The organism is Nonomuraea sp. NPDC049504 (assembly GCF_040676845.1).
Classification (GTDB): Bacteria; Actinomycetota; Actinomycetes; order Streptosporangiales; family Streptosporangiaceae; genus Nonomuraea; species Nonomuraea salmonea.
On record NZ_JBFAPT010000003.1, the window covers coordinates 246,616 to 265,887 of the forward strand.

At 72.1% G+C, this 19,272-nt stretch carries 19 protein-coding genes; 8 read left to right on the plus strand and 11 right to left on the minus strand.

Translation table 11 applies throughout. The features are described from left to right. Positions 1–124: 124 nt before the first annotated feature. A complete protein-coding gene (locus AB0K28_RS07570) occupies positions 125–1,516 on the minus strand; it encodes an aminopeptidase P family protein (RefSeq protein WP_364366319.1) in 1,392 nt (463 codons plus the stop codon). 128 nt (positions 1,517–1,644) lie between these two features. Between AB0K28_RS07570 and AB0K28_RS07575 the strand changes: the two genes are divergently transcribed. The 4 genes from AB0K28_RS07575 to AB0K28_RS07590 all read left to right on the plus strand — a co-directional run bounded on the left by AB0K28_RS07575 (position 1,645) and on the right by AB0K28_RS07590 (position 5,196). Next, on the plus strand, positions 1,645–2,073 hold the full coding sequence (locus tag AB0K28_RS07575) for a CBS domain-containing protein (protein WP_364366322.1): 429 nt from the start codon (positions 1,645–1,647) through the stop codon (positions 2,071–2,073). A 47-nt stretch (positions 2,074–2,120) separates the two neighbouring features. Next, on the plus strand, positions 2,121–2,744 hold the full coding sequence (locus AB0K28_RS07580) for a hypothetical protein (RefSeq protein ID WP_345401699.1): 624 nt from the start codon (positions 2,121–2,123) through the stop codon (positions 2,742–2,744). A gap of 65 nt (positions 2,745–2,809) precedes the next feature. After that, complete coding sequence (locus AB0K28_RS07585; protein ID WP_364366325.1) at positions 2,810–3,583, plus strand: cyclase family protein; 774 nt, start codon at positions 2,810–2,812, stop codon at positions 3,581–3,583. Beyond that, entirely contained in the window at positions 3,580–5,196 is a 1,617-nt protein-coding gene (locus AB0K28_RS07590; protein ID WP_364366328.1) for a thiamine pyrophosphate-binding protein, read from the plus strand. The genes AB0K28_RS07585 and AB0K28_RS07590 overlap by 4 nt, the downstream gene beginning before the upstream one ends. A 128-nt stretch (positions 5,197–5,324) precedes the next feature. Here the strand turns inward: AB0K28_RS07590 and AB0K28_RS07595 are convergent, their stop codons facing one another. The 3 genes from AB0K28_RS07595 to dhaK form a co-directional block, all read right to left on the minus strand. After that, entirely contained in the window at positions 5,325–5,687 is a 363-nt protein-coding gene (locus AB0K28_RS07595) for a phosphoenolpyruvate--protein phosphotransferase (RefSeq protein WP_364366331.1), read from the minus strand. Positions 5,688–5,805: 118 nt separating this feature from the next. Beyond that, a complete protein-coding gene (dhaL, locus tag AB0K28_RS07600) occupies positions 5,806–6,429 on the minus strand; it encodes a dihydroxyacetone kinase subunit DhaL (RefSeq protein ID WP_364366334.1) in 624 nt (207 codons plus the stop codon). Next, positions 6,426–7,406, minus strand: coding sequence for a dihydroxyacetone kinase subunit DhaK (gene dhaK / locus AB0K28_RS07605; protein ID WP_364366337.1), 981 nt, complete (start codon positions 7,404–7,406; stop codon positions 6,426–6,428). The genes dhaL and dhaK overlap by 4 nt, the downstream gene beginning before the upstream one ends. 54 nt (positions 7,407–7,460) lie before the next feature. On the opposite strand from dhaK, the gene AB0K28_RS07610 reads away from it, so the two are divergent. Both AB0K28_RS07610 and AB0K28_RS07615 read left to right on the plus strand, forming a co-directional pair. Next, positions 7,461–8,627 (plus strand): cytochrome P450, encoded by a 1,167-nt coding sequence (locus tag AB0K28_RS07610; protein ID WP_364366340.1) that lies wholly within the window; start codon positions 7,461–7,463, stop codon positions 8,625–8,627. Between the two features lie 18 nt (positions 8,628–8,645). Then, on the plus strand, positions 8,646–9,395 hold the full coding sequence (locus AB0K28_RS07615; protein ID WP_364366343.1) for a lysophospholipid acyltransferase family protein: 750 nt from the start codon (positions 8,646–8,648) through the stop codon (positions 9,393–9,395). A gap of 83 nt (positions 9,396–9,478) precedes the next feature. Here the strand turns inward: AB0K28_RS07615 and AB0K28_RS07620 are convergent, their stop codons facing one another. Then, on the minus strand, positions 9,479–10,285 hold the full coding sequence (locus AB0K28_RS07620) for a serine/threonine-protein kinase (protein ID WP_364366346.1): 807 nt from the start codon (positions 10,283–10,285) through the stop codon (positions 9,479–9,481). A gap of 56 nt (positions 10,286–10,341) precedes the next feature. Further along, on the minus strand, positions 10,342–11,589 hold the full coding sequence (locus tag AB0K28_RS07625) for an MFS transporter (protein ID WP_364366349.1): 1,248 nt from the start codon (positions 11,587–11,589) through the stop codon (positions 10,342–10,344). Between the two features lie 66 nt (positions 11,590–11,655). On the opposite strand from AB0K28_RS07625, the gene AB0K28_RS07630 reads away from it, so the two are divergent. Beyond that, the gene (locus tag AB0K28_RS07630; protein ID WP_364366352.1) at positions 11,656–12,480 is read left to right on the plus strand and encodes a helix-turn-helix domain-containing protein; all 825 of its coding nucleotides are present in this window, start codon (positions 11,656–11,658) and stop codon (positions 12,478–12,480) included. Positions 12,481–12,609: 129 nt separating this feature from the next. Here the strand turns inward: AB0K28_RS07630 and AB0K28_RS07635 are convergent, their stop codons facing one another. From AB0K28_RS07635 to AB0K28_RS07650, 4 genes are all read right to left on the minus strand, one after another. After that, positions 12,610–13,242 (minus strand): DJ-1/PfpI family protein, encoded by a 633-nt coding sequence (locus AB0K28_RS07635; protein ID WP_364366355.1) that lies wholly within the window; start codon positions 13,240–13,242, stop codon positions 12,610–12,612. 6 nt (positions 13,243–13,248) lie between these two features. Beyond that, positions 13,249–14,208 carry a GlxA family transcriptional regulator gene (locus tag AB0K28_RS07640; RefSeq protein ID WP_364366358.1) on the minus strand — a complete coding sequence of 320 codons (960 nt, stop codon included), beginning with the start codon at positions 14,206–14,208 and terminating at the stop codon, positions 13,249–13,251. 131 nt (positions 14,209–14,339) lie between these two features. Next, entirely contained in the window at positions 14,340–15,965 is a 1,626-nt protein-coding gene (pruA, locus tag AB0K28_RS07645; RefSeq protein ID WP_364366361.1) for an L-glutamate gamma-semialdehyde dehydrogenase, read from the minus strand. Then, on the minus strand, positions 15,966–16,883 hold the full coding sequence (locus tag AB0K28_RS07650; RefSeq protein WP_364366363.1) for a proline dehydrogenase family protein: 918 nt from the start codon (positions 16,881–16,883) through the stop codon (positions 15,966–15,968). Between the two features lie 75 nt (positions 16,884–16,958). Between AB0K28_RS07650 and AB0K28_RS07655 the strand changes: the two genes are divergently transcribed. Then, complete coding sequence (locus AB0K28_RS07655) at positions 16,959–18,017, plus strand: helix-turn-helix domain-containing protein (protein WP_364366366.1); 1,059 nt, start codon at positions 16,959–16,961, stop codon at positions 18,015–18,017. Between the two features lie 60 nt (positions 18,018–18,077). On the opposite strand, the gene AB0K28_RS07660 is transcribed toward AB0K28_RS07655, so the two are convergent. After that, a complete protein-coding gene (locus AB0K28_RS07660) occupies positions 18,078–19,178 on the minus strand; it encodes a glycosyltransferase (protein WP_345401739.1) in 1,101 nt (366 codons plus the stop codon). Between the last annotated feature and the right edge of the window lie 94 nt (positions 19,179–19,272).

Here is a 19,272-nt window from a genome sequence, read left to right on the forward strand (position 1 = left end):
CGCCTACGGATTGGCAACCCTACTGACGGGTTGTCCAGTAGTCGATGCTCCGGTGAGAATTTGCGTAAAAGGTATGAGAGCCCGGTTCGAACTTGTCAGCCACGCACGAAACGTGTGCGATCCACTACAGAAGCGTGCCCATCCACGACTCGATCTCGTCGGGGTGGCGGGGCAGGCCGCCCGACAGCAGCTCCGCACCGCCGGCGGTGATCACCAGGTCGTCCTCGATGCGCACGCCGATGCCGCGCAGCTCCTCCGGCAGCGTCAGGTCGTCGGGCTGGAGGTACAGGCCGGGCTCGACGGTCAGCACCTGGCCCTCCTCCAGCACGCCGTCCAGATAGACCTCGGCCCGCGACTTCGCGCAGTCGTGCACGTCGAGGCCCAGCATGTGGCCGCTGCTGCAGAGCGTGTAGCGGCGGTAGAGGCCGGTCTCCAGCAGCGTGTCGGCCGGCTCCTTCAGCAGGCCCCAGTCGCGCAGCCCTTCGCAGATGACGCGCATGGCCGCCAGGTGGAAGTCGCGGAAGCGGGCGCCGGGCCGCAGCGTCGCGATGGCCGCCGTCTGGGCCTCGTAGACCAGCTCGTACACCTGCCGCTGCACCGCGCTGAACCGGCCCGACAGCGGGAACGTGCGGGTGACGTCGGCCGTGTAGAGCGTGTCCGACTCGACGCCGGCGTCCATCAGCAGCAGGTCGTCGCGGCGCAGCGGGCCGTCGTTGCGGATCCAGTGCAGCACGCAGGCGTGCGAGCCCGACGCCACGATGCTGTCGTAGCCGACCGCGTTGCCCTCCAGGCGGGCCCGCAGCCCGAACACGCCCTCCAGGTACCGCTCGCCGCGCCGGTGGCCCATCGCCTGGGGAAGGGCGCGCACGACGTCCTCGAAGCCGCGCACGGTCGCGTCCACCGCCGAACGCAGCTCGCCCACCTCCCACTCGTCCTTGATCAGCCGCATCTCCGACAGGAACGACTCCAGCTCCGCGTCGCCGCCGCCTCGCTCGACCCTGGCGTCCACCGACGCGTCCACCCCGCGCAGCACCCGCGCCGGGCCCTTCAGGTCGAGGTCGCGGATGTGGGCGCATTCCACCTGGTACAGCTCGGCCGCCTCCGCCAGGTCGGGGCGCGGGCCCGCCCAGAACTCGCCGTAGCGGCGGTCCCGGTAGAACTCCTGGCCCTCCTCGCGCGGGGCGCGCGGCCTGACGTACAGGACGGCCTCGCCGGACGGCTCGATCACCAGCACGTCGTCCGACTCGCCCGCCCCCGTCAGGTACGAGTACGCGCTGTGCGGACGGAACCGGTAGTCGCTGTCGTTGCTGCGCACCTTCAGCGTGCCCGCCGGGATCACCAGCCGCTCGCCGGGGAAGCGCTGGGCCAGCGCGGCCCGCCGCTTGGCCGCCCACGGCGCGATCGGCAGGGGCGCGATGCCGGCCCGGCGCTCGCCCGCCCACCCCGTCCGCATGAACGCGGCCAGCTCGTCGGTGACGGGCAGATCATGGCTACCGGTGTTGAGCACCTCGGTCATTTTCACGGTCCCTGAGTGACATGTCGGAGTTCGTACGCAGGCAGCCTACGGGACCGCTTGACTCCGCCCCCACACGCTTGTTTGCTCTGGACGCGGGCTTGGAACACTGAGGGACAGAGGTGATGCACATGCTCATCGGTTCGATCCTTCGGAACAAGGGCAGCCACGTGACCTGCGTGTCACCGGCCGCCACCGTGCGCGAGCTGCTCACGGAGCTGGCCGAGCACAACATCGGGGCGGTGGTCGTCTCCTCCGACGGCGTCACCATCGAGGGCATCGTCTCCGAGCGCGACGTCGTGCGCCGGCTGCACGACCGCGGCGCCTCGATCCTCGACGCCCCGGTGTCCTCGATCATGACGACCGAGGTGACCACCGTGGGGCCCGGCGAGAACGTCGAGTCGTTGCGCCGTACGATGACCAACCAGCGCTTCCGCCACATGCCCGTCGTCGACGGCGGCCGGCTGATCGGCATCGTGAGCATCGGCGACGTCGTCAAGAGCGCCATCGAGGAGCTGGAGACGGAGAAGGCGTCGCTCGTCGACTACCTTCACCGCTGACCGCCTGTGCTGACCGGATGGGTTGACAGGGGTGGCACGCTGGGTCCGTGATGTACGGGCCACCTCCCCCTGACTACCCGCAATATCCGCGCGCGACGAGCAGCCCGCCGATCATCGTGCTCGTCTCGGGGCTGGCCGCGCTGCTGGGGTTCCTGCTGGGAGTGTTCGTCGGATTCGGGGCCGGGTCCACGTCGCCGTCGTCGGGGGACGAGCCCGCGCCCAAGGTGACGGTGACGGTCGAGTCGAGCCCGTCGGCTCCGGTGGAGAGCAGCGCTCCCGTGCAGCCCGTCCCCACTGATCCGGCCCAGACCGTTCCCACCGGCCCTGCCCAGACCGTTCCCACCGGTCCCGCCCAGACGCCGCCCGCACAGACCCCGCCCGCTCAGACGCCGCCCGACCAGAGCGTGCCGAGTCAGACGCAGCCGGGCGGCGGGACCCTCACCAACCCCATGTCCCTGCGTACCCTCCACGTCGGCACCGACATCCAGCCCGGCACCTACCGCACCACCGGCCCTGCCGCCGGGTTCACCATGTGCTACTGGGCCCGGCTGCGCAGCGCGAGCGGCGACGTGATCGCGGCCGGCATGCCGACGGGCGCCGCCACCGTCACCGTCCAGCCCACGGACAAGGCCTTCCAGACCGGCGGCTGCGCGGAGTGGACGAAGTCGTGACGCGGGTGTTGGCACTGGTAGGGCGAGCGTAGGAGGATGCGCACAGCCCTACCAAGGAGGAAGACATGTCGGTGTTGCAGAGCTTCGTGGACAGCGTGCGCAGCGGGGCGATCGAGGTGATCGACCTGACCGCGCCCCTCACCGCGGAGACGCCGATCCTCCAGCTGCCCGAGCCGTTCGCCAACACGATCCCGTTCCGGCTGGAGGAGATCAGCCGCTACGACGACCGCGGCCCGGCGTGGTACTGGAACGACATCCACACAGGCGAGCACACGGGCACCCACTTCGACGCCCCCGTCCACTGGGTCACCGCCCGCGACGGCCAGGACGTCTCCCAGGTGCCGGCCCGCAGCCTCATCGCGCCCGCCGTCGTGCTCGACTTCGCCGCCGAGGCGTCGAAGGACCCCGACTTCCTCCTCCAGATCGACCACGTGAAGGAGTGGGCACGCGCCAACGGCCCGCTCCCCGAGGGCGGCTGGCTGCTCTACCGCACCGGCTGGGACGCCCGCTCCGCCGACCAGGCCGCCTTCCTCAACGCCGACGAGAACGGCCCGCACACGCCCGGCATCTCCTCCGAGTGCGCGCAGTGGCTCGCCTCCGAGGCGCCCATCCAGGGCATCGGCGTCGAGACCGTCGGCACCGACGCGGGCGCCGCCCACTCCTTCGACCCGCCCTTCCCCTGCCACTCCTTCCTTCTGGGCGCCGGGAAATACGGCCTCACCCAGCTCCGCAACATCGACCGGCTGCCCGTCACCGGCGCCGTCGTCGTCGCGCCGCCGCTGCCCATCGTCGGCGGCTCGGGCAGCCCCGTCCGCGTGCTCGCCCTGGTGGAACGTTGATCGTCGCCGAGGCCGTCGGCCGCGCCCTGGCCGCCTGCGGGGCCGGGACGGTCTTCGGGGTGGTCGGCAGCGGCAACTTCCACGTCACCAACGCCCTCGTGGCGGCCGGCGCGCGCTTCGTCGCCGCCCGCCACGAGGGCGGGGCCGCCACCATGGCCGACGCCTACGCGAGGATGAGCGGCCGGCCCGGCATCGTCACAGTGCACCAGGGGCCGGGGCTCACCAACGCGCTCACCGGCATCACCGAGGCGGCCAAGAGCCGCACCCCGATGGTCGTGCTGGCCGGCGAGGCCACCGAGGCGCAGTCCAACTTCCACATCGACCAGGCGGCGCTCGCCACGGCGGTGGGCGCGGTGCCGATGCGCGTCACGAGCGCGGACGAGGCGGTCGCGCAGGCGGTGCGGGCGTACCGGGTGGCGGCGGGGGAGCGGCGTACGGTGCTGCTCAACCTGCCGCTCGACGTCCAGTCCGCCCCTTACACGGGTGCGGTCGAGGTGCCCGCCGCGTCTCAGGCTTCCTCGGCGGTGGCCGAGGCGGGCGAGCTGGCCGCGGCGCTGGAGGCGGCCGAGCGGCCGGTGTTCATCGCGGGGCGCGGTGCCCGGCACGCCAGGCGGGAGCTGGAGGCGCTGGCCGAGCGCACGGGGGCGCTGCTCGCCACCTCGGCCGTGGCCAGGGGCCTGTTCCGGGGCAGCCCGTGGGACCTCGACGTCTCCGGCGGCTTCGCCACCCCGCTGGCCGCCGAGCTGATCCGCGGCGCCGACCTCGTCGTCGGCTGGGGCTGCGCGCTCAACATGTGGACCACCCGCCATGGGTCCCTCGTCTCGCCCGGCACCCGGGTGGCGAAGGTCGATCTCGAACCCGCCGCGCTCAAGACCCACGTACCCGCCGACGTCGGCGTGGTGGGCGACGTGGCCCAGGTCGCCGCCGCGCTGGCGGGCGTCGTTCCGGCGAAGGCCGGTTACCGTACGCCTGAGCTGGCCGGCCGGATCCAGGCCGAGGGGCGGTGGCGGGCGGTGCCGTACGAGGACGACGGCGACGGCGGCCGCATCGACCCCAGGACGCTCACCATCGGCCTGGACGACCTGCTGCCCGCCGAGCGCATCGTGTCCATCGACTCCGGCAACTTCATGGGCTATCCGTCGATGTTCATGGACGTGCCGGATGAGAACGGGTTCTGCTTCACTCAGGCGTTCCAGTCGGTCGGGCTCGGCCTCGCCACCGCCGTCGGCGCCGCGCTGGCCCGCCCCGACCGGCTTCCCGTCGCCGCGCTCGGCGACGGCGGCTTCCTCATGGGGGTCGCCGAGCTGGAGACCGTGGTGCGGCTGGGGCTGCCGATGGTGATCGTCGTGTACGACGACGAGGCGTACGGCGCCGAGGCCCACCACTTCGGCCCGCACGACCACCCGCTCGGCACGGTCACCTTCCCACCCGCCGACCTGGCCGCCATCGCTCGCGGCCACGGCCTCGCCGCCGTGACCGTCACCCGGCGCGAGGACCTGGCCGACGTCTCGACCTGGCTCTCCGGCCCTCGTGACCGCCCGCTCCTGATCCACGCCAAGGTGACCCGCGACCGCGGCTCCTGGTGGCTGGAGGAGGCCTTCAAGGGCCACTGACACCGGAGCAGGCGCGGGCCTCCTCGATCGGGGGTGAGCCCGCGCCCGCTGTCAGAACGTGCGGTAGGTGCGGGCCTTCTGGGCTGCGGCGAGCCTGTCGGCTGCGGGGGGTGAGCCCGCGTCCGCCGTCAGAACTTGCGGTAGGTGCGGGCTTCCTCGGCCGCGGCGAGCACGTCGGTCAGGGACGAGCCCGCGCCCGCCGTGACCGCCGCCGCGATCGCCCCCTCCAGGAACGGTACGTCGGCCACCACCGCCCGGTGCTCCTCGGCAACCAGCCGGGCGGTCAGCACGGAGCTGCCGATGTCGGGGATGAGCAGCACCCCGCGCCCCCTGTCGACGCTGCGCACCGCCGCCTCGACGACGTCCACGCTGGTGCCGAGCCCGCCGTCGGCCGTCCCGCCGGCCGCCGCGAGCGGCACGTCCTCCCCCGCGATGCCCCGGGCCAGCGCCACCGCCTCGGCCGCCAGCCCGGCGCTGTGCGAGACCAGCACCACGCCCACCATCACAGAGCCCCGCCGCCCAACGATCGCACCGCCTCCCCGGCCTCCCGCCACATCCCGGCACCCCGCCGCTCACCGGCACCATGCCGTGAGGGGGCGCTTGCGGCGTTCATTCCACCACGCTCGCCAGCGCCTCCAGCAGTAGGGCCGCGGAGGCCGCGCCGGGGTCCTCGTGGCCGATGCTGCGCGGACCCAGGTAGCTGGCCCGGCCCCTCCTCGCCTGCATCGGGATCGTCGACTTGGCGCCCTCCCTGGCCGCGTGCGCCGCCTGCTCGACGGCCTGCCGTACGCCGACGCCGTCGCGTACGGCCAGAGACAGGGCGCGGGAGGCGGGCGCGAGGGCGTCCACCATCGTCTTGTCGCCCAGCGCGGCCTTGCCCAGCCGCTCGACCGCCACCACGCCCTCCTCGAACGCCGCCGCGAACCCCGCCAGCGTCACCGGCGACTCGGGCAGCGCCCTGCCCATCTGCCGGAACACCGACCCGTAGAGCGGCCCCGCCGCGCCCCCGACGCGGCGGATGAGGGTCACGCCCGCCGTCGTCAGCACCTCGGCGGCCGAGCCGGGCGGGTCGTCGGCCAGCGCCTTGCAGACCTCGGAGAAGCCGCGGTCGAGGTTGGTGCCGTGGTCGGCATCGCCGATCGCCGCGTCCAGCCTGGTCAGGCGGTCGCGTTCGCGGCGGATCAGCCTGGCGCTCTCCTCGAACCAGGCCACGAACAGGTCGGTGTCCATCATCGCCCCCAGCGCAGCCCCGGCGTCTCGACCGGTGCGTCCCATAGGCGGGCCAGCGTCTCGTCCAGCAGGCAGATGCTGACCGAGAAGCCCTGCATGTCCAGGCTCGTCACGTAATTGCCCACCAGCGAGCGCGTCACCCGCGCCCCCTTGCCCTTGATGTACGCCGCCACCTCGGCGAACACCACGTACAGCTCCGACAGCGGCGTCCCGCCCATGCCGTTGACCATGACCAGCAGGTCGCCCCGCAGCGGCAGGTCACCGTGGATCGCGTCCATCGCCACGTCGGCCAGCTCCCGCGCCGGCGCCAGCGGCACCCGCCTGCGCCCCGGCTCGCCGTGGATGCCGATGCCCAGCTCCACCTCGGCCTCCGGCAGGTCGAAGATGGGCTTGCCGGCGGCGGGCGGCGTACAGGAGGTCAGGGCGATGCCGAACGAGCGGCTGCGCTGGTTGACCTCCGTCGCCACCGCGGCGACCTCGCCCAGCGGCGCGCCCTCCTCCGCGAGCGCCCCGGCGATCTTCTCCACGAACAGCGTCGCGCCCGTGCCGCGCCGGCCCGCCGTGTAGAGCGAGTCCTCGACGGCGACGTCGTCGTTCACCAGCACGCTCGCCACCTCGACGCCCTCGACCGCGTCGGCCGCCATCTCGAAGTTCAGCACGTCGCCGGTGTAGTTCTTGACGATGTGCAGCACCCCGGCGCCGCCGTCCACGCCCATGGTCGCCTCGATGATCGGGTCGGGCACCGGCGCGGTGAAGATCTCGCCGCAGCAGGCGGCGTCGAGCATGCCGTAACCGACGAACCCCGCGTGCAGCGGCTCGTGCCCCGAACCGCCGCCCGACACCAGGCCCACCTTGCCGGGCCGCGGCCCCTCCGCGCGGTAGACGACCTTGTCGCGGACCCGCAGCGTGGGGTGGGCGGCGACCATGCCGTTCAGCGCGTCGTCAACGACGGAACCAGCCGTGTTGATGAGCTTCTTCATGGTCAAAACATCTGCCCGTTTTCACGACCGCGCAAGCGTCATAACGTGGGCCGGGTGGATGTCGTCTACAGCCCCTACGATCCGGTCATCAACGACGAGCCCTACCCCGTCTACGCCAGGATGCGCGCGGAAGCACCGCTCTACCACAACCCCGACCTCGGTTTCTGGGCGCTGTCCCGGCACGCCGACGTCTCCGCCGCGCTGATCGACAGCGAGCTGCTGTCCAGCGACCACGGCCCCATGCTCGACCCCGGCGCCTGGGGTCCCCACGTCCGCGGCTACCTGTCGTTCGTCGCCATGGACCCGCCCCAGCACACCCGCATGCGCGCCACCGTCTCGCGCGGCTTCACCGCGCGCCGCGTCGCCGCGCTCGAACCCATGATCAGGCAGATCGTCCGCGGGCACATCGAACGGGCCCTCGAACACGGCACGTTCGACTTCGCCCGCGACATCGCCGCCAGGCTGCCGCTCGACGTCATCGCCGAGCTGGTCGGCGTGCCGCCGTCGGACCGCGCGGACATCCGGCGCGACTCCGGCGCGCTGTTCGACGCCGACCCCGCGGGCGCGATGAGCGAGGAGGGCGTCAAGGGCCTGCTCTCGCTCGGGGGCTATTACCGTACGATCATCGCCGAACGCCGGGCCGCCCCCCGCGACGACCTCGTCTCCGTGCTCGTCGCCGACGACGAGCTGACCGACGACGACATCGTGGCGTTCCTCTTCCTGCTCATCGGCGCCGGCGCCGAGACCACCGCCCACCTGCTGAGCGCCGCCTGGTATTGGGCCTGGCGCAACCCCGGCCAGCGCGCCGCCGCCTTCGGCGGGGCCATCGACCGGTGGACCGAGGAGACGCTGCGCTACGACGCCCCCGCCCACGGCACCGCCCGCCGCCTCACCCGCGAGACCGAGTGGTACGGCGTCCGGGTGCCCGCCGACGCCAGGATGTGGCTGCTGATCGGCTCCGCCAACCGCGACGAGAGCGTCTTCCCCGACGCCGGCGTCTACGACCTCACCCGCGACACCCGCCGCGCCATCAGCTTCGGCGCCGGCCGCCACTTCTGCCTCGGCGCCCCGCTCGCCCGCCTGGAGGCCCGGGTAGCGCTGGAGGAGCTCACCCGCGCCGTCACGCCCGACTACGACATCGACGAGAGCGGCATCCGCAGGACCGCGCACGGCAACGTGAGGGGGATGGTCAGCCTCCCCACGTCCGTCAAACCCGCCTGAGTAGGTTACCGTCTGCTCATGGCTGAGATCGTGTACCCGCCGGTGATCGCCGCCGCGCGGACCCTCTTTCGCGTGCTCGACATCCGCTTCCACATGGAGGGGACCGAGCACGTGCCGCGGTCGGGGGGAGCGGTGCTGGTCAGCAACCACATCAGCTACCTCGACTTCATCTTCGCCGGGTTCGCCGCATTGCCGTCGAAGCGGCTGGTGCGGTTCATGGCCAAGCAGGACGTGTTCGAGCACCGCATCTCCGGGCCGCTGATGCGCGGCATGCACCACATCCCGGTCGACCGGGGCGCGGGGGCCGGCTCGTACGCCACCGCCCTGCGCATGCTCAAGGCCGGCGAAGTCGTCGGCGTGTTCGCCGAAGCCACGATCAGCCGCTCCTTCACCGTCAAAGAGATCAAGAACGGCGCCATCCGCATGGCCCAGGCCACCGGCACCCCGATCATCCCCGTCGGGATGTGGGGCAGCCAGCGCCTGTGGACCAAGGGCCGTCCCCGCAAGCTGCTGCAGCGGCACGTCCCGATGACCATCCTGGTGGGCGAGCCGATGTACCCCAAGCGCGGCGAGAACGTCAACGACCACGTCGCCGACCTGCACGGCCGCCTGTCGGAGTTGGTGGACAAGGCCCAGCGCACCTACCCGGAGGTGCCCCCCGGCGTCTGGTGGCAACCCGCCCACCTGGGCGGCACCGCCCCCACCCCGGAGGAAGCGGAAGCCATGGACGCCGCAGAAGCCGAGGCCCGCGCCGACAAGGAGGACTGACGCCCGCAGCTCATGGCTGCTCCTTCGCCCACCTGACCTCGCCTCGGCCACGGCAATCGGGCCGAGGCGTCGGCGGCTCCGTCTCAGATGGCGGCTTGGTAGCTGCTGGCGCGCATGCCGGCCAGGAGGCCTGCCGTCTGGTCAAGGGTGAAGCGGCGGATGGGGTCGTGGTGGAGGAGGCCCTCGATCAGGGGGCGCATGACTCCGGCGCGGCGCGGTGGCGGGTAGGGGCCGCTGCGGGCCATGCCGAGCACCGTGGCGGCGTCCTGGCCAGGGTAGGGCGGCTGGCCCTCGATGGCGCTGTAGAGGGTGGCGCCGAAGGACCACATGTCGGCTTCCTTGCTGGCCGGCCCTCCGTGCAGCCGCTCGGGCGCCATGAACGCCGGGGTGCCGCGCAGCCGCCGCGAGGTGGTCATGCGGATGTCGCCCTCGGCGGTCGCTATGCCGAAGTCGGTGAGCACCACGCGGTCGCCCGTCAGCATGACGTTGGCGGGCTTGACGTCTCGATGCAGCACCCCTGCCTCGTGGGCGGTGCGCAGCGCCGCGAGCAGGTGCTGGCCGATGGCCGCCACCGACTGCGCGGGCAGCGTGCCCACCTGTGAGAGCAACTGGTGCAATGAGAGCCCGTCAAGGTATTCCATCACGATCCAGAGCTTGCCGCTCTCCTCGATCAGGTCGTGCACCGTGACGATGTTGGGGTGCGTCAGCCCGGCAGCCATCCTGGCCTCGCGGAGCACCCTGCGGCGCACCATCTCGACCTCGCCGGTAAGGGTCAGCTCTTTGAGCGCCACCGTACGGTGGAGGAGCTGATCGAACGCCCTCCAGACGACTCCCATACCCCCACGACCGGCCTCCTCGTTCAGGAGGTACCGTCCGCCGATCTCCCGCATACCATCCCCTCAAGCTCGGGGATAATCATGTCACCTCGGCACAGGCTCTTGGGTGCCTAACGTGATCCGGATATGTCGGAAAGTGTGGGTGCCCTGGTCAGAGGCTCAGAAATTTGATCTGACAAAGCGCGCCACAACAGCCCGACAGCGCACAAACATACTCCAGTCGCGCCGGTGAGGACGGCAGGAAGCCCGGCGAATTCGGCCACGACGCCCCCCAGCGCCGCCCCCAGCGGCATCGCGCCCATGCCGACGAGCCGGTATGCCGAGTTGACCCTGCCGAGGAGTTCGGCCGGGATCAGCCGCTGCCGCGCCGAGATCACCAGGACGTTGCCCGCCGCGCCGAGCACGCCCCAGAGCACGGCGGTGGGATAGAGCGTCCACGCGGACGGCACGAGCACCGGCACCAGGAGCAGCAGGGCGCTGACCAGCCAGGCGCCCAGCAGCGTGCGGAACTCCCCGAACAGCCCCGCCGCCCGGCCCGCCAGCAGCGACCCGGCCACCGCGCCGACCGCGAACGCCGTGGTCATCAGGCCGTATTGGGCGGGCCGCAGCCCCATCGCCGACTCCTCGCCGACGGCCCAGAGCACGAAGACGCCGAAGTAGGCGGCGTTGGCGAAGTTGCACGCGCCGGCCGTGAGCGCCAGGCCGCGCAGCACCCGATGTGACCCTAAGAACCGCAGCGCCTGCGCGATGTCGGCCCGCATCGGCCGGTCGCGGGCGGCCGGGGCCGGTGCGTACGTGCCGCGCATGCCCAGCAGGAGCAGGCCCGCGGCGGCGTACAGGATGGCCGGGGCGCCGAACAGGACGGCGGGGACGACGGCCACGAGCAGGCCCGCCAGCGGGGCGCCGACGAAGTCGTTGCCGATCATCTGGGCGGTCGAGACGCGGCCGTTGGCCCTGGTCAGGTCGGGACCGGAGACGGTCATCGGCAGCACGGACTGCGCCGAGAGGTCGGCGAAGACCTCGCTCACCCCGGCCAGCAGCACCGCGGCGAGCAGCAGCCAGAGGTCGAGCAGCCCGGACGCGGCCAGCGCGGTGACGCCGGCCAGGATCGCGGCGCGCACCAGGTTGGCCCGGACCATGACGCGCCGGCGGTCGGCCCGGTCGGCGACGGCGCCCGCGTGCAGCGCGAGCAGCAGCCACGGCAGCGTCGCGGCCGCGCCGACCAGGGAGACCAGGGTGGGGGAGCGGGTCAGCGAGACGGCCAGCAGCGGCGCCCCGACCTTGAGCAGGCCGTCGGCCAGGTTGGACATCGCGGTCGACGCCCACAGGAAGCCGAACGAACGGCCAAGGCCCGCCATGGCGCCCTCCGATAATGTGTAAGGGAAAGTGTGCACAGGATTCTTTGCAAAGATAGGTTTGCACAAATGACGAGCAAGCGCTACTCGGCGCGTACGCTGGACGCGAACGCGCTCAAGTCGTTCGCCCACCCGCTGCGGCTGCGCATCTACGAGCTCCTCGACGAACACGGCCCCTCCACCGCCACCCGCCTCGCCGCCCTCCTCGGCCAGAACACCGGCGCCACCAGCTACCACCTGCGTGAGCTGGCCCGGCACGGGATGATCGAGGTCGTGGCCGGGATGGGACGCGGCAAGGAGAAGTACTGGCGCATCACCCCCGGCGGCTACTCCTACGGCGACCAGCCCGTCGATCCCGAGGCGGCCGGCGCGCTCGAATTCCTGCTGGACGACCTGATCCGCCAGCGCAGCGCCGAGCTGGCGCGCTGGCGCGAGGTGGCCGACCGTGCGCCGGCGGAGTGGTACCAGGTCAGCGGCTTCGCCCGGCGCTCACTCCGCCTCACGCCCGAGGAGACAGGGCGGATGCGGGACGAGGTTCTTGAGGTGCTCGAACGCTACCGAGCGGTCTCCGACGGCAGAGCCGAATCCCTCGGCCCCGAGGACGTGGCAGGCTCTGCCGCCGACGCTGAGGGGAGTGCTCAGGCGCCGGGAGGCGCTGAGGGCCGGGTCGCTGCTGATGACAGACGTGATGCGGAGACGGCCCAGGCCGGGGGAGCGGGCGACTCGGTGGCCCGCGGGGTGAGGCCCGGCAGCCTTGGTGAAGAGGGAGGGGCGACGGGCGGCGCGGGGTCCGTTCAGTCCGCCGCGGAGCTCGAACGGTCCGGTGAGACGGCGGTGGGGCATGTGATCGTGCACTTTGACGTGCTGCCCATCGGGGCGGTGCAGGAAGGCTGAGCGTCTGCCCGGTGAGGCTCGGTCAGGGCGTGAGCCTGGGTGCCGCCCTGTGGGCAACCCCACCGCTCGGCGGCGGCCCAGGGTGATCGTCTCGGCGACGGCGGTTCGAGGTGGCCGCCTGTGGCGGTGTCAGGGGGTTTGGGTCAGGAGGTGGAGGGCGCGGTCGGGGATGCCTTCAGGGGCCGTCTGGAGGCTGCCGGCCGTGAACGGGGGCTCGGGGTCGTACTCGATGGCCAGCTGGACGCTTTGCGCGGTTTCCTCGTCCACGGCCTTGCCCACCAGCGTGAGTGCCATGTCGATGCCGGCCGACACCCCCGCCGCCGTCACGATCTTGCCCGTGTGCACCACCCGGGTGCTGACGGGTTCGGCGCCGTACTGCTTGAGGAGGTCGAGGAGGGCCCAGTGGCTGGTGGCGGGGAGGCCCTCCAACAGGCCGGCGGCGCCGAGCAGGAGCGAGCCGGTGCACACCGACGTGGTCCACCGGGTGTGCTCGTGGGCCTGCCTGATCCAGTTCACCAGGGCCTCGTCAGAAAGGACGTCCAGGGTGCCGGTGCCGCCGGGGACCATGATGACGTCGGGGGCGGGCACCTCCTCGTACGAGGCGGTGGCGGCGAGCAGGAACGTGCCGAAGTCGTCGGCGACGGGCCCGCGGTCGGCGGCGACGAGCGTGACGGTGCAGCCGGGCACCATGGACAGGACCGTGTAGGGCCCCGCCACGTCCAGCGCGGTGAAGCGGGGATAGAGCGGGATGGCCACGTGCATGACGAGTTACCTCTCCTTCGACTGGAACCGGCGCCGATGGTCGCCGGGTGAGATCCGCCAGTGCCGCCTGAAGACGCGGTAGAGGGTCTCCGGCGAGCCGAGCCCCGACTCCCTGGCCACCGCGTCGAGCGGCAGCCCGGTGACCTCCAGGAGCCGCCTGGCGGTGTCGGCGCGGCTGCGTTCCACGTACCGGCCGGGTGACATGCCGGTCTGGGCGGTGAAGACGCGGGAGAAGTGCCGCTGGCTCATGCCGGCCCGCGCGGCGAGCGCGGGCACGCTGAGGTCGGCGGCCGGGTTCGCGTCGATGTAGCCCTGCAGCTCCCTGAGCGGCTCGCTGCGCGGCGTCAGCGCCCGCATGGCGGTGCTGAACTGGCTCTGCCCGCCCGGCCTGTGCAGATAGACCACGAGGCCGCGGGCGACGTTCCTGGCCAGGCCGTGGCCGTGGTCGCGGGCGACGAGGGCGAGCGCCAGGTCCACGCCGGACAGCACGCCGGCCGACGTCCACACGTCGCCGTCCTCGATGTAGAGGGGGTCGGCGTCGACGTCCACGCCGGAGTAGCGGCTGCGCAGGTCGTCGGCGACGAGCCAGTGCGTGGTGGCGCGGCGGCGGTCGAGCAGTCCGGCCTCGGCGAGCAGGAACGCGCCGCTGCACACCGACGCCGTACGCCGCGCGCCCGCCGCGAGCCGGGCGATCTGCCCGACGAGCGCGGTGTCGGCCAGCCGCTCGGGTACGGAGGGCCCGCCCGCCACCAGCAGCGTGTCCACGGGCTCGGTGACCTCGGCGAGCGGCCTGGTCACGACCGGCACCCCGTTGCCCGCCGTGACGTGGCCGCCGGAGACCGACCCCACCTCGACCTGATAGGCGTCGCGGCGGATCAGGGTCGCGGTGCCGAAGACGTCGGCCGGCCCGGCCATGTCGAGCAGCTGGAAACCGGGGAAGACGACGATGAGGACTCGTCGCTGCATGCCTTCATGCTGGTCGCGGCCCACGGATGGCGTCAATGACACGTTCCTTGCAGATCCGGCCATCCGGAGGACGCCGAGAGCCTCCCGGGGCAGGACCGGGAGGCTCTCGGCGGCGACGGGCTGTGGAGAGGTCAGCCCATGTGCGGGTAACGGTGGTCGGTCGGCGGTACGAACGTCTCCTTGATCGCGCGGGCGCTCACCCACCGCGTCAGGTTGAAGATCGAGCCCGCCTTGTCGTTGGTGCCGGAGGCCCGCCCGCCGCCGAACGGCTGCTGGCCCACGACGGCGCCGGTCGGCTTGTCGTTGACGTAGAAGTTGCCGGCCGCGAAGCGCAGCCGCTCGGAGGCGGCGGCGATCGCGTAGCGGTCCTCGGCCACGATCGACCCGGTCAGCGCGTACGGGGCGATGCCCTCCATCTGGTCGAGCACCCTGTCGTAGTCGCCGTCGTCGTAGACGTGCACGCCGAGGATCGGCCCGAAGTACTCCTTGACGAAGATCTCGTCGGCCGGGTCGGCGCACTCCAGGACGGTCGGCTTGACGAAGTAGCCGGTGGAGTCGTCGTACGAGCCGGTGAGCATGTCGATGTTCGACGCCGCCCGCGCCCGGTCGATGGCCTCCTTGTGCTTGGCGAAGGCCCGCGCGTCGATGACCGCGCCCATGAACGTCGACAGGTCGCCCGCCACGTCGCCCACGGTGAGGGACTCGGCGGTGGCGACGAAGTCGTCACGCATGCGGTTCCAGACCGAGCGCGGCACGTACGCCCGCGACGCCGCCGAGCACTTCTGCCCCTGGTACTCGAAGGCGCCCCTGATCAGCGCGGTCGAGAGCACGGCGGGGTCGGCGGAGGGGTGCGCGAGCACGAAGTCCTTGCCGCCGGTCTCGCCGACGAGGCGCGGGTAGCCGTGGTAGCCGGCGATGTTCTCGCCGACGGTGCGCCACAGGTGCTGGAACGTCGCGGTGGAGCCGGTGAAGTGGATGCCGGCCAGCGCGGGGTGGGTCAGCGCCACCTCGGAGACGGCCTGCCCGTTGCCGGTGATCAGGTTGATCACGCCGGGAGGCAGCCCGGCGGCCTCCAGCAGCCGCATCGTGAAGTGCGCGGCGAACTGCTGGGTGGGCGACGGCTTCCAGACGACGACATTGCCCATCAAAGCCGCAGAAGTCGGCAGATTTCCGGCGATGGCGGTGAAGTTGAACGGCGTGATCGCCAGCACGAACCCCTCAAGGGGCCGGTACTCCATCCTGTTCCACACGCCGGGCGACGAGATCGGCTGGTCGGCGTAGATCTGCCGGGCGAACGAGACGTTGAACCGCAGGAAGTCGATCAGCTCGCAGGCCGCGTCGATCTCCGCCTGCTGCACCGACTTCGACTGCCCGAGCACGGTCGCCGCGTTCAGCGTCGCCCGCCACGGCCCGGACAGCAGGTCGGCCGCCCGCAGGAAGATCGCCGCCCGCTCGTCGAACGACAGGGCCCGCCACGACGGCGCCGCCGCCAGCGCGGCGTCGATGGCGTCCTTCACGTCCTGGGCCGTAGCGTCATTGGTACGGCCCAGGACGGAGCCATGGTTGTGCGGCTGCACCACGTCGATGGGCGCGCCGCCGCCGAGGCGCTGCTCGCCGCCGATGGTCATGGTCAGGTCGGCCTGCGAACCGGCCAGCTCCTTGATGCGGTCCTCCAGCGCGGCCCGCTCGGCGCTGCCGGGCGCGTAGCCGTAGACGCGCTCGTTCGCGGGCACGGGGACGTTGCTGATGGCATCCATTTACTTACCCCCAAGGGCACGAAGGAAGAAGGCGACGTTGGCGGGGCGCTCGGCCAGGCGGCGCATGAAGTAGCCGTACCAGTCGTCGCCGTAGGGGACGTAGACGCGGACCGTGTGACCCGCTCCCGCCAGGGACTCCTGCAGGTCGGTCCTGATTCCGTAGAGCATCTGGAACTCGTGGTCGCCGATCGTCCGCCCGAACCGGTCGGCGAGCAGCTCCGTGATCGCGATCATGCGATCGTCGTGCGTCGCCACCATGGGGTAACCCTTCCCCGCCATGAGGATCCGCAGGCATCGCACGTACGCCTTGTCCACGGGGGTCCTGCCCTGGTGGGCGACGGAGGCGGGCTCGCGGTAGGCGCCCTTGACCAGCCGTACGCGGGAGCCCTCCGAAGCAAGGTCCCGGCAGTCCTGCTCGCTCCTGAACAGGTACGCCTGGATCGCCACCCCGGTGCCCGGATAGTCCTCGCGCAGCTTGCGCAGGATCGTCAGCGTGGAGTCGACCGTGGTGTGGTCCTCCATGTCGAGCGTCACGGTGGAGTCGTTGGCCGCGGCGGCGGCGCAGATCTCGCGGGCGTGCTCCAGCGCCATCGACTCGTCGAGCCGCTGCCCGACCGCCGACAGCTTGACCGACACCTCACCCCGCGAGCCGAGCCCGAGCGGCCTGACGGCCCGCAGCAGCGTGATGTACGCGTCGGCGACAGCCTCGGCGGCCCGCGCGTCGAGCGTCTCCTCGCCCAGGTGGTCGACGGTCACGGCGAGCTTGGCGTCGCGCAGCCGTTCGATGGCGTCACGCGCCTGCTCAACGCTCTCGCCCGCGACGAACCGCTCCACGACCCTCTTGGTGAGCGGGAAGCCTGACACGGAACGGCGGACGAGCCCGCTCCGCGAAGCGGCGAGCAGCAGTTGACCCAGCATGCTTCAAGTGTAAAAAGCCAGCTCAGAGGGGGCCATCGACGCGCGTAACGCCCGGTGTGGGAGGCTGTCGTACAAATGCACAACTCGGCTGACCTGCAAGAGATCGTCGACGAGATCGCCGCCCGGCTGGGCGCGTCCGCGACGCTGGAGGACCGCTCGTTCCGGCTGCTCGCCTACGGCGCCCAGCACGGCGACATTGACACGGTCCGCCAGGAGTCGATCCTGCGCAGGCGCGCCACGGGAGAGGTGCGCGACTACTTCGAGCGCTACGGCATCGCCCGCGCGAGCGGGCCGGTCAGGATCCCGGCGGACGCCGAGCTGAAGGTCCTGGCCCGGGTGTGCTGGCCGCTGCGGCACGCCGACGTCACCTACGGCTACCTGTGGCTGCTCGACTCGGGCGAGCTGACCGACGAGCGGCTGCGCTCGGCCGCGCCGCTGGTCGCGCGGGCCGCCGCCGCGCTGGCCCAGGAGGCGCGCAGCAGGCAGGACCTCGGGCACGGGCTGCGCGCCCTGCTCTCCGCCGATCCCGAGGAGCGCGCGTCCGTCTCGCTGGAGGTGAGCGGGCCGGTGGCGGCCATCGCCGTACGCGAGTCGCAGGAGCGCGTGGCGGCCCTGTGGACGCTGCCGCGCGGCGTGCTGGCACGTACCGGCTCGCCGGTCGCCCTGCTCGCCCCCGCGCACCTGGCGGGGGAGGTGGCGCGGACGGTGCAGAGCGCGTACGGCACCGCGGCCGGCGTCGGCGCGCCCCGCGACGACCCGGGGGAGGCGTGGCTGAGCTGGCGCGAGGCCCGCCAGGCGCTGCGCATCGCCGAGCACTTCCCGCGCCACGCCCCGATCGCCCGCTGGGAGGACCTCGGCGTGCACCGTCTGCTGGCCAGGCTCAGCCAGGCCGACCTGCGCGAGCTGGCGGCGGAGACGGCGGGGCTGGACGCGGAGCTGGCCCAGACGGTGGAGGTCTATCTCGACCGGGGCGGCCACGCCCAGAAGACCGCCGCCGAGCTGGGCGTGCACCGCCAGACCCTCTACTACCGGCTGGCCAAGGCCGAGCGGCTCACCCATCGCGACCTGTCGGACGGCGACGACCGCCTGGCGGTGCACCTGGCGCTCAAGGCCGCTCATCTCATCGGCGGTTGACCCCCGGACAGGGAGACGGCAGGTGGCCGAGGCCACCTGCCGGGGTCGCGTGATGGGGAATCAGGCGCAGGACTCGTAGACGCGGACGAGCTCCTGGCTCACCCGCTCCCAGGAGTAGCGCGAGCGGGCCCGGTCGGCGCCCGCGTAGCCGAGCGCGGTGCGCAGGGTGGGGTCGTACAGCAGCTCGCGGGCCAGCCGCGCGGTGCGGGCGGGACGGTCCGGCGGCACCAGCAGCCCGGTGACGCCGTCCACGATGGAGTCGAGGTGCGCGCCGACGGCCGAGGCGATCACCGGCACGCCGCAGGCCATGGCCTCCAGCGCGACGATCCCGGTCACGGCCTCGCGCGGCACCGACACGACGGCGTCCGCGCTGCGCATCAGCTTCGGTACTGCGGTCCGCTTCACCTGGCCGAGCAGCGTCACCCGGTCGGCCACGCCGAGCTGCTCCGCCAGGGCGCGCAGGCGGCGCGCGTCGCGGTCCTGGTCGAGCTCCTCGGGCTCCGGGCCGCCGGCGATGACGAGCTCCACGTCGCCGAGGCCGGGCAGCGCCCTGACGATGGTGTGGGCGCCGCGGTCGATCGACAGCGGGCCGACGTGCAGCAGGCGCTTGCGGGTGCCGCGCGTGGCGACCGCGCCCCGGCGCTGGAAGCGCTCGGTGTCGACGCCGTACGGCACCACCGCGATGTTCCCGCGCGGCACGCCCAGCCTGATGAGGGCGGACTCCTCGTCGCCCGAGCCCGCGATGACCGCGTTGGCCCGGCGCCCGAGCGCCCGCTCCAGGTCCTTGTGGCCGGCGTCCACCCGGTGGAACGTCTGCGTGACCGGCACTCCGAGACCTTCGGCGCCGGCGACGGCGACCAGCCCGCCGGTCCACGAGTAGGCGTGGATCACGTCGGGGCGATCCTGCGTCCATCGCTTGCCGAGGTGGGCGCCCACCTCACTGAGGTAAGGGGACACCTCGTCGGCGGCCAGCTCCTTGGCGGGCCCCACGTCGATGTGCTCCAGAGTGACACCCGGGGCCACCCGCGTCTTGGGCTTGCCTTCGGCGTTGTCACGTCGGGAGTAGATGGTGACGTGGTGCTCGCGCCCCAGCTCTCGTGCGACGGAGAGAATGCGGTGGCGCTGGTTACCGTTGGAAGAAGCGACGATCGCGATATTCATGGCACACCTCAGCGTGGAAAAAGCAGCCTCAAAGGTGTGCCTGCGTCTTAGGCACGTCGTTCTACTTCTCAGACGATACCCAGATTTCCGCCGA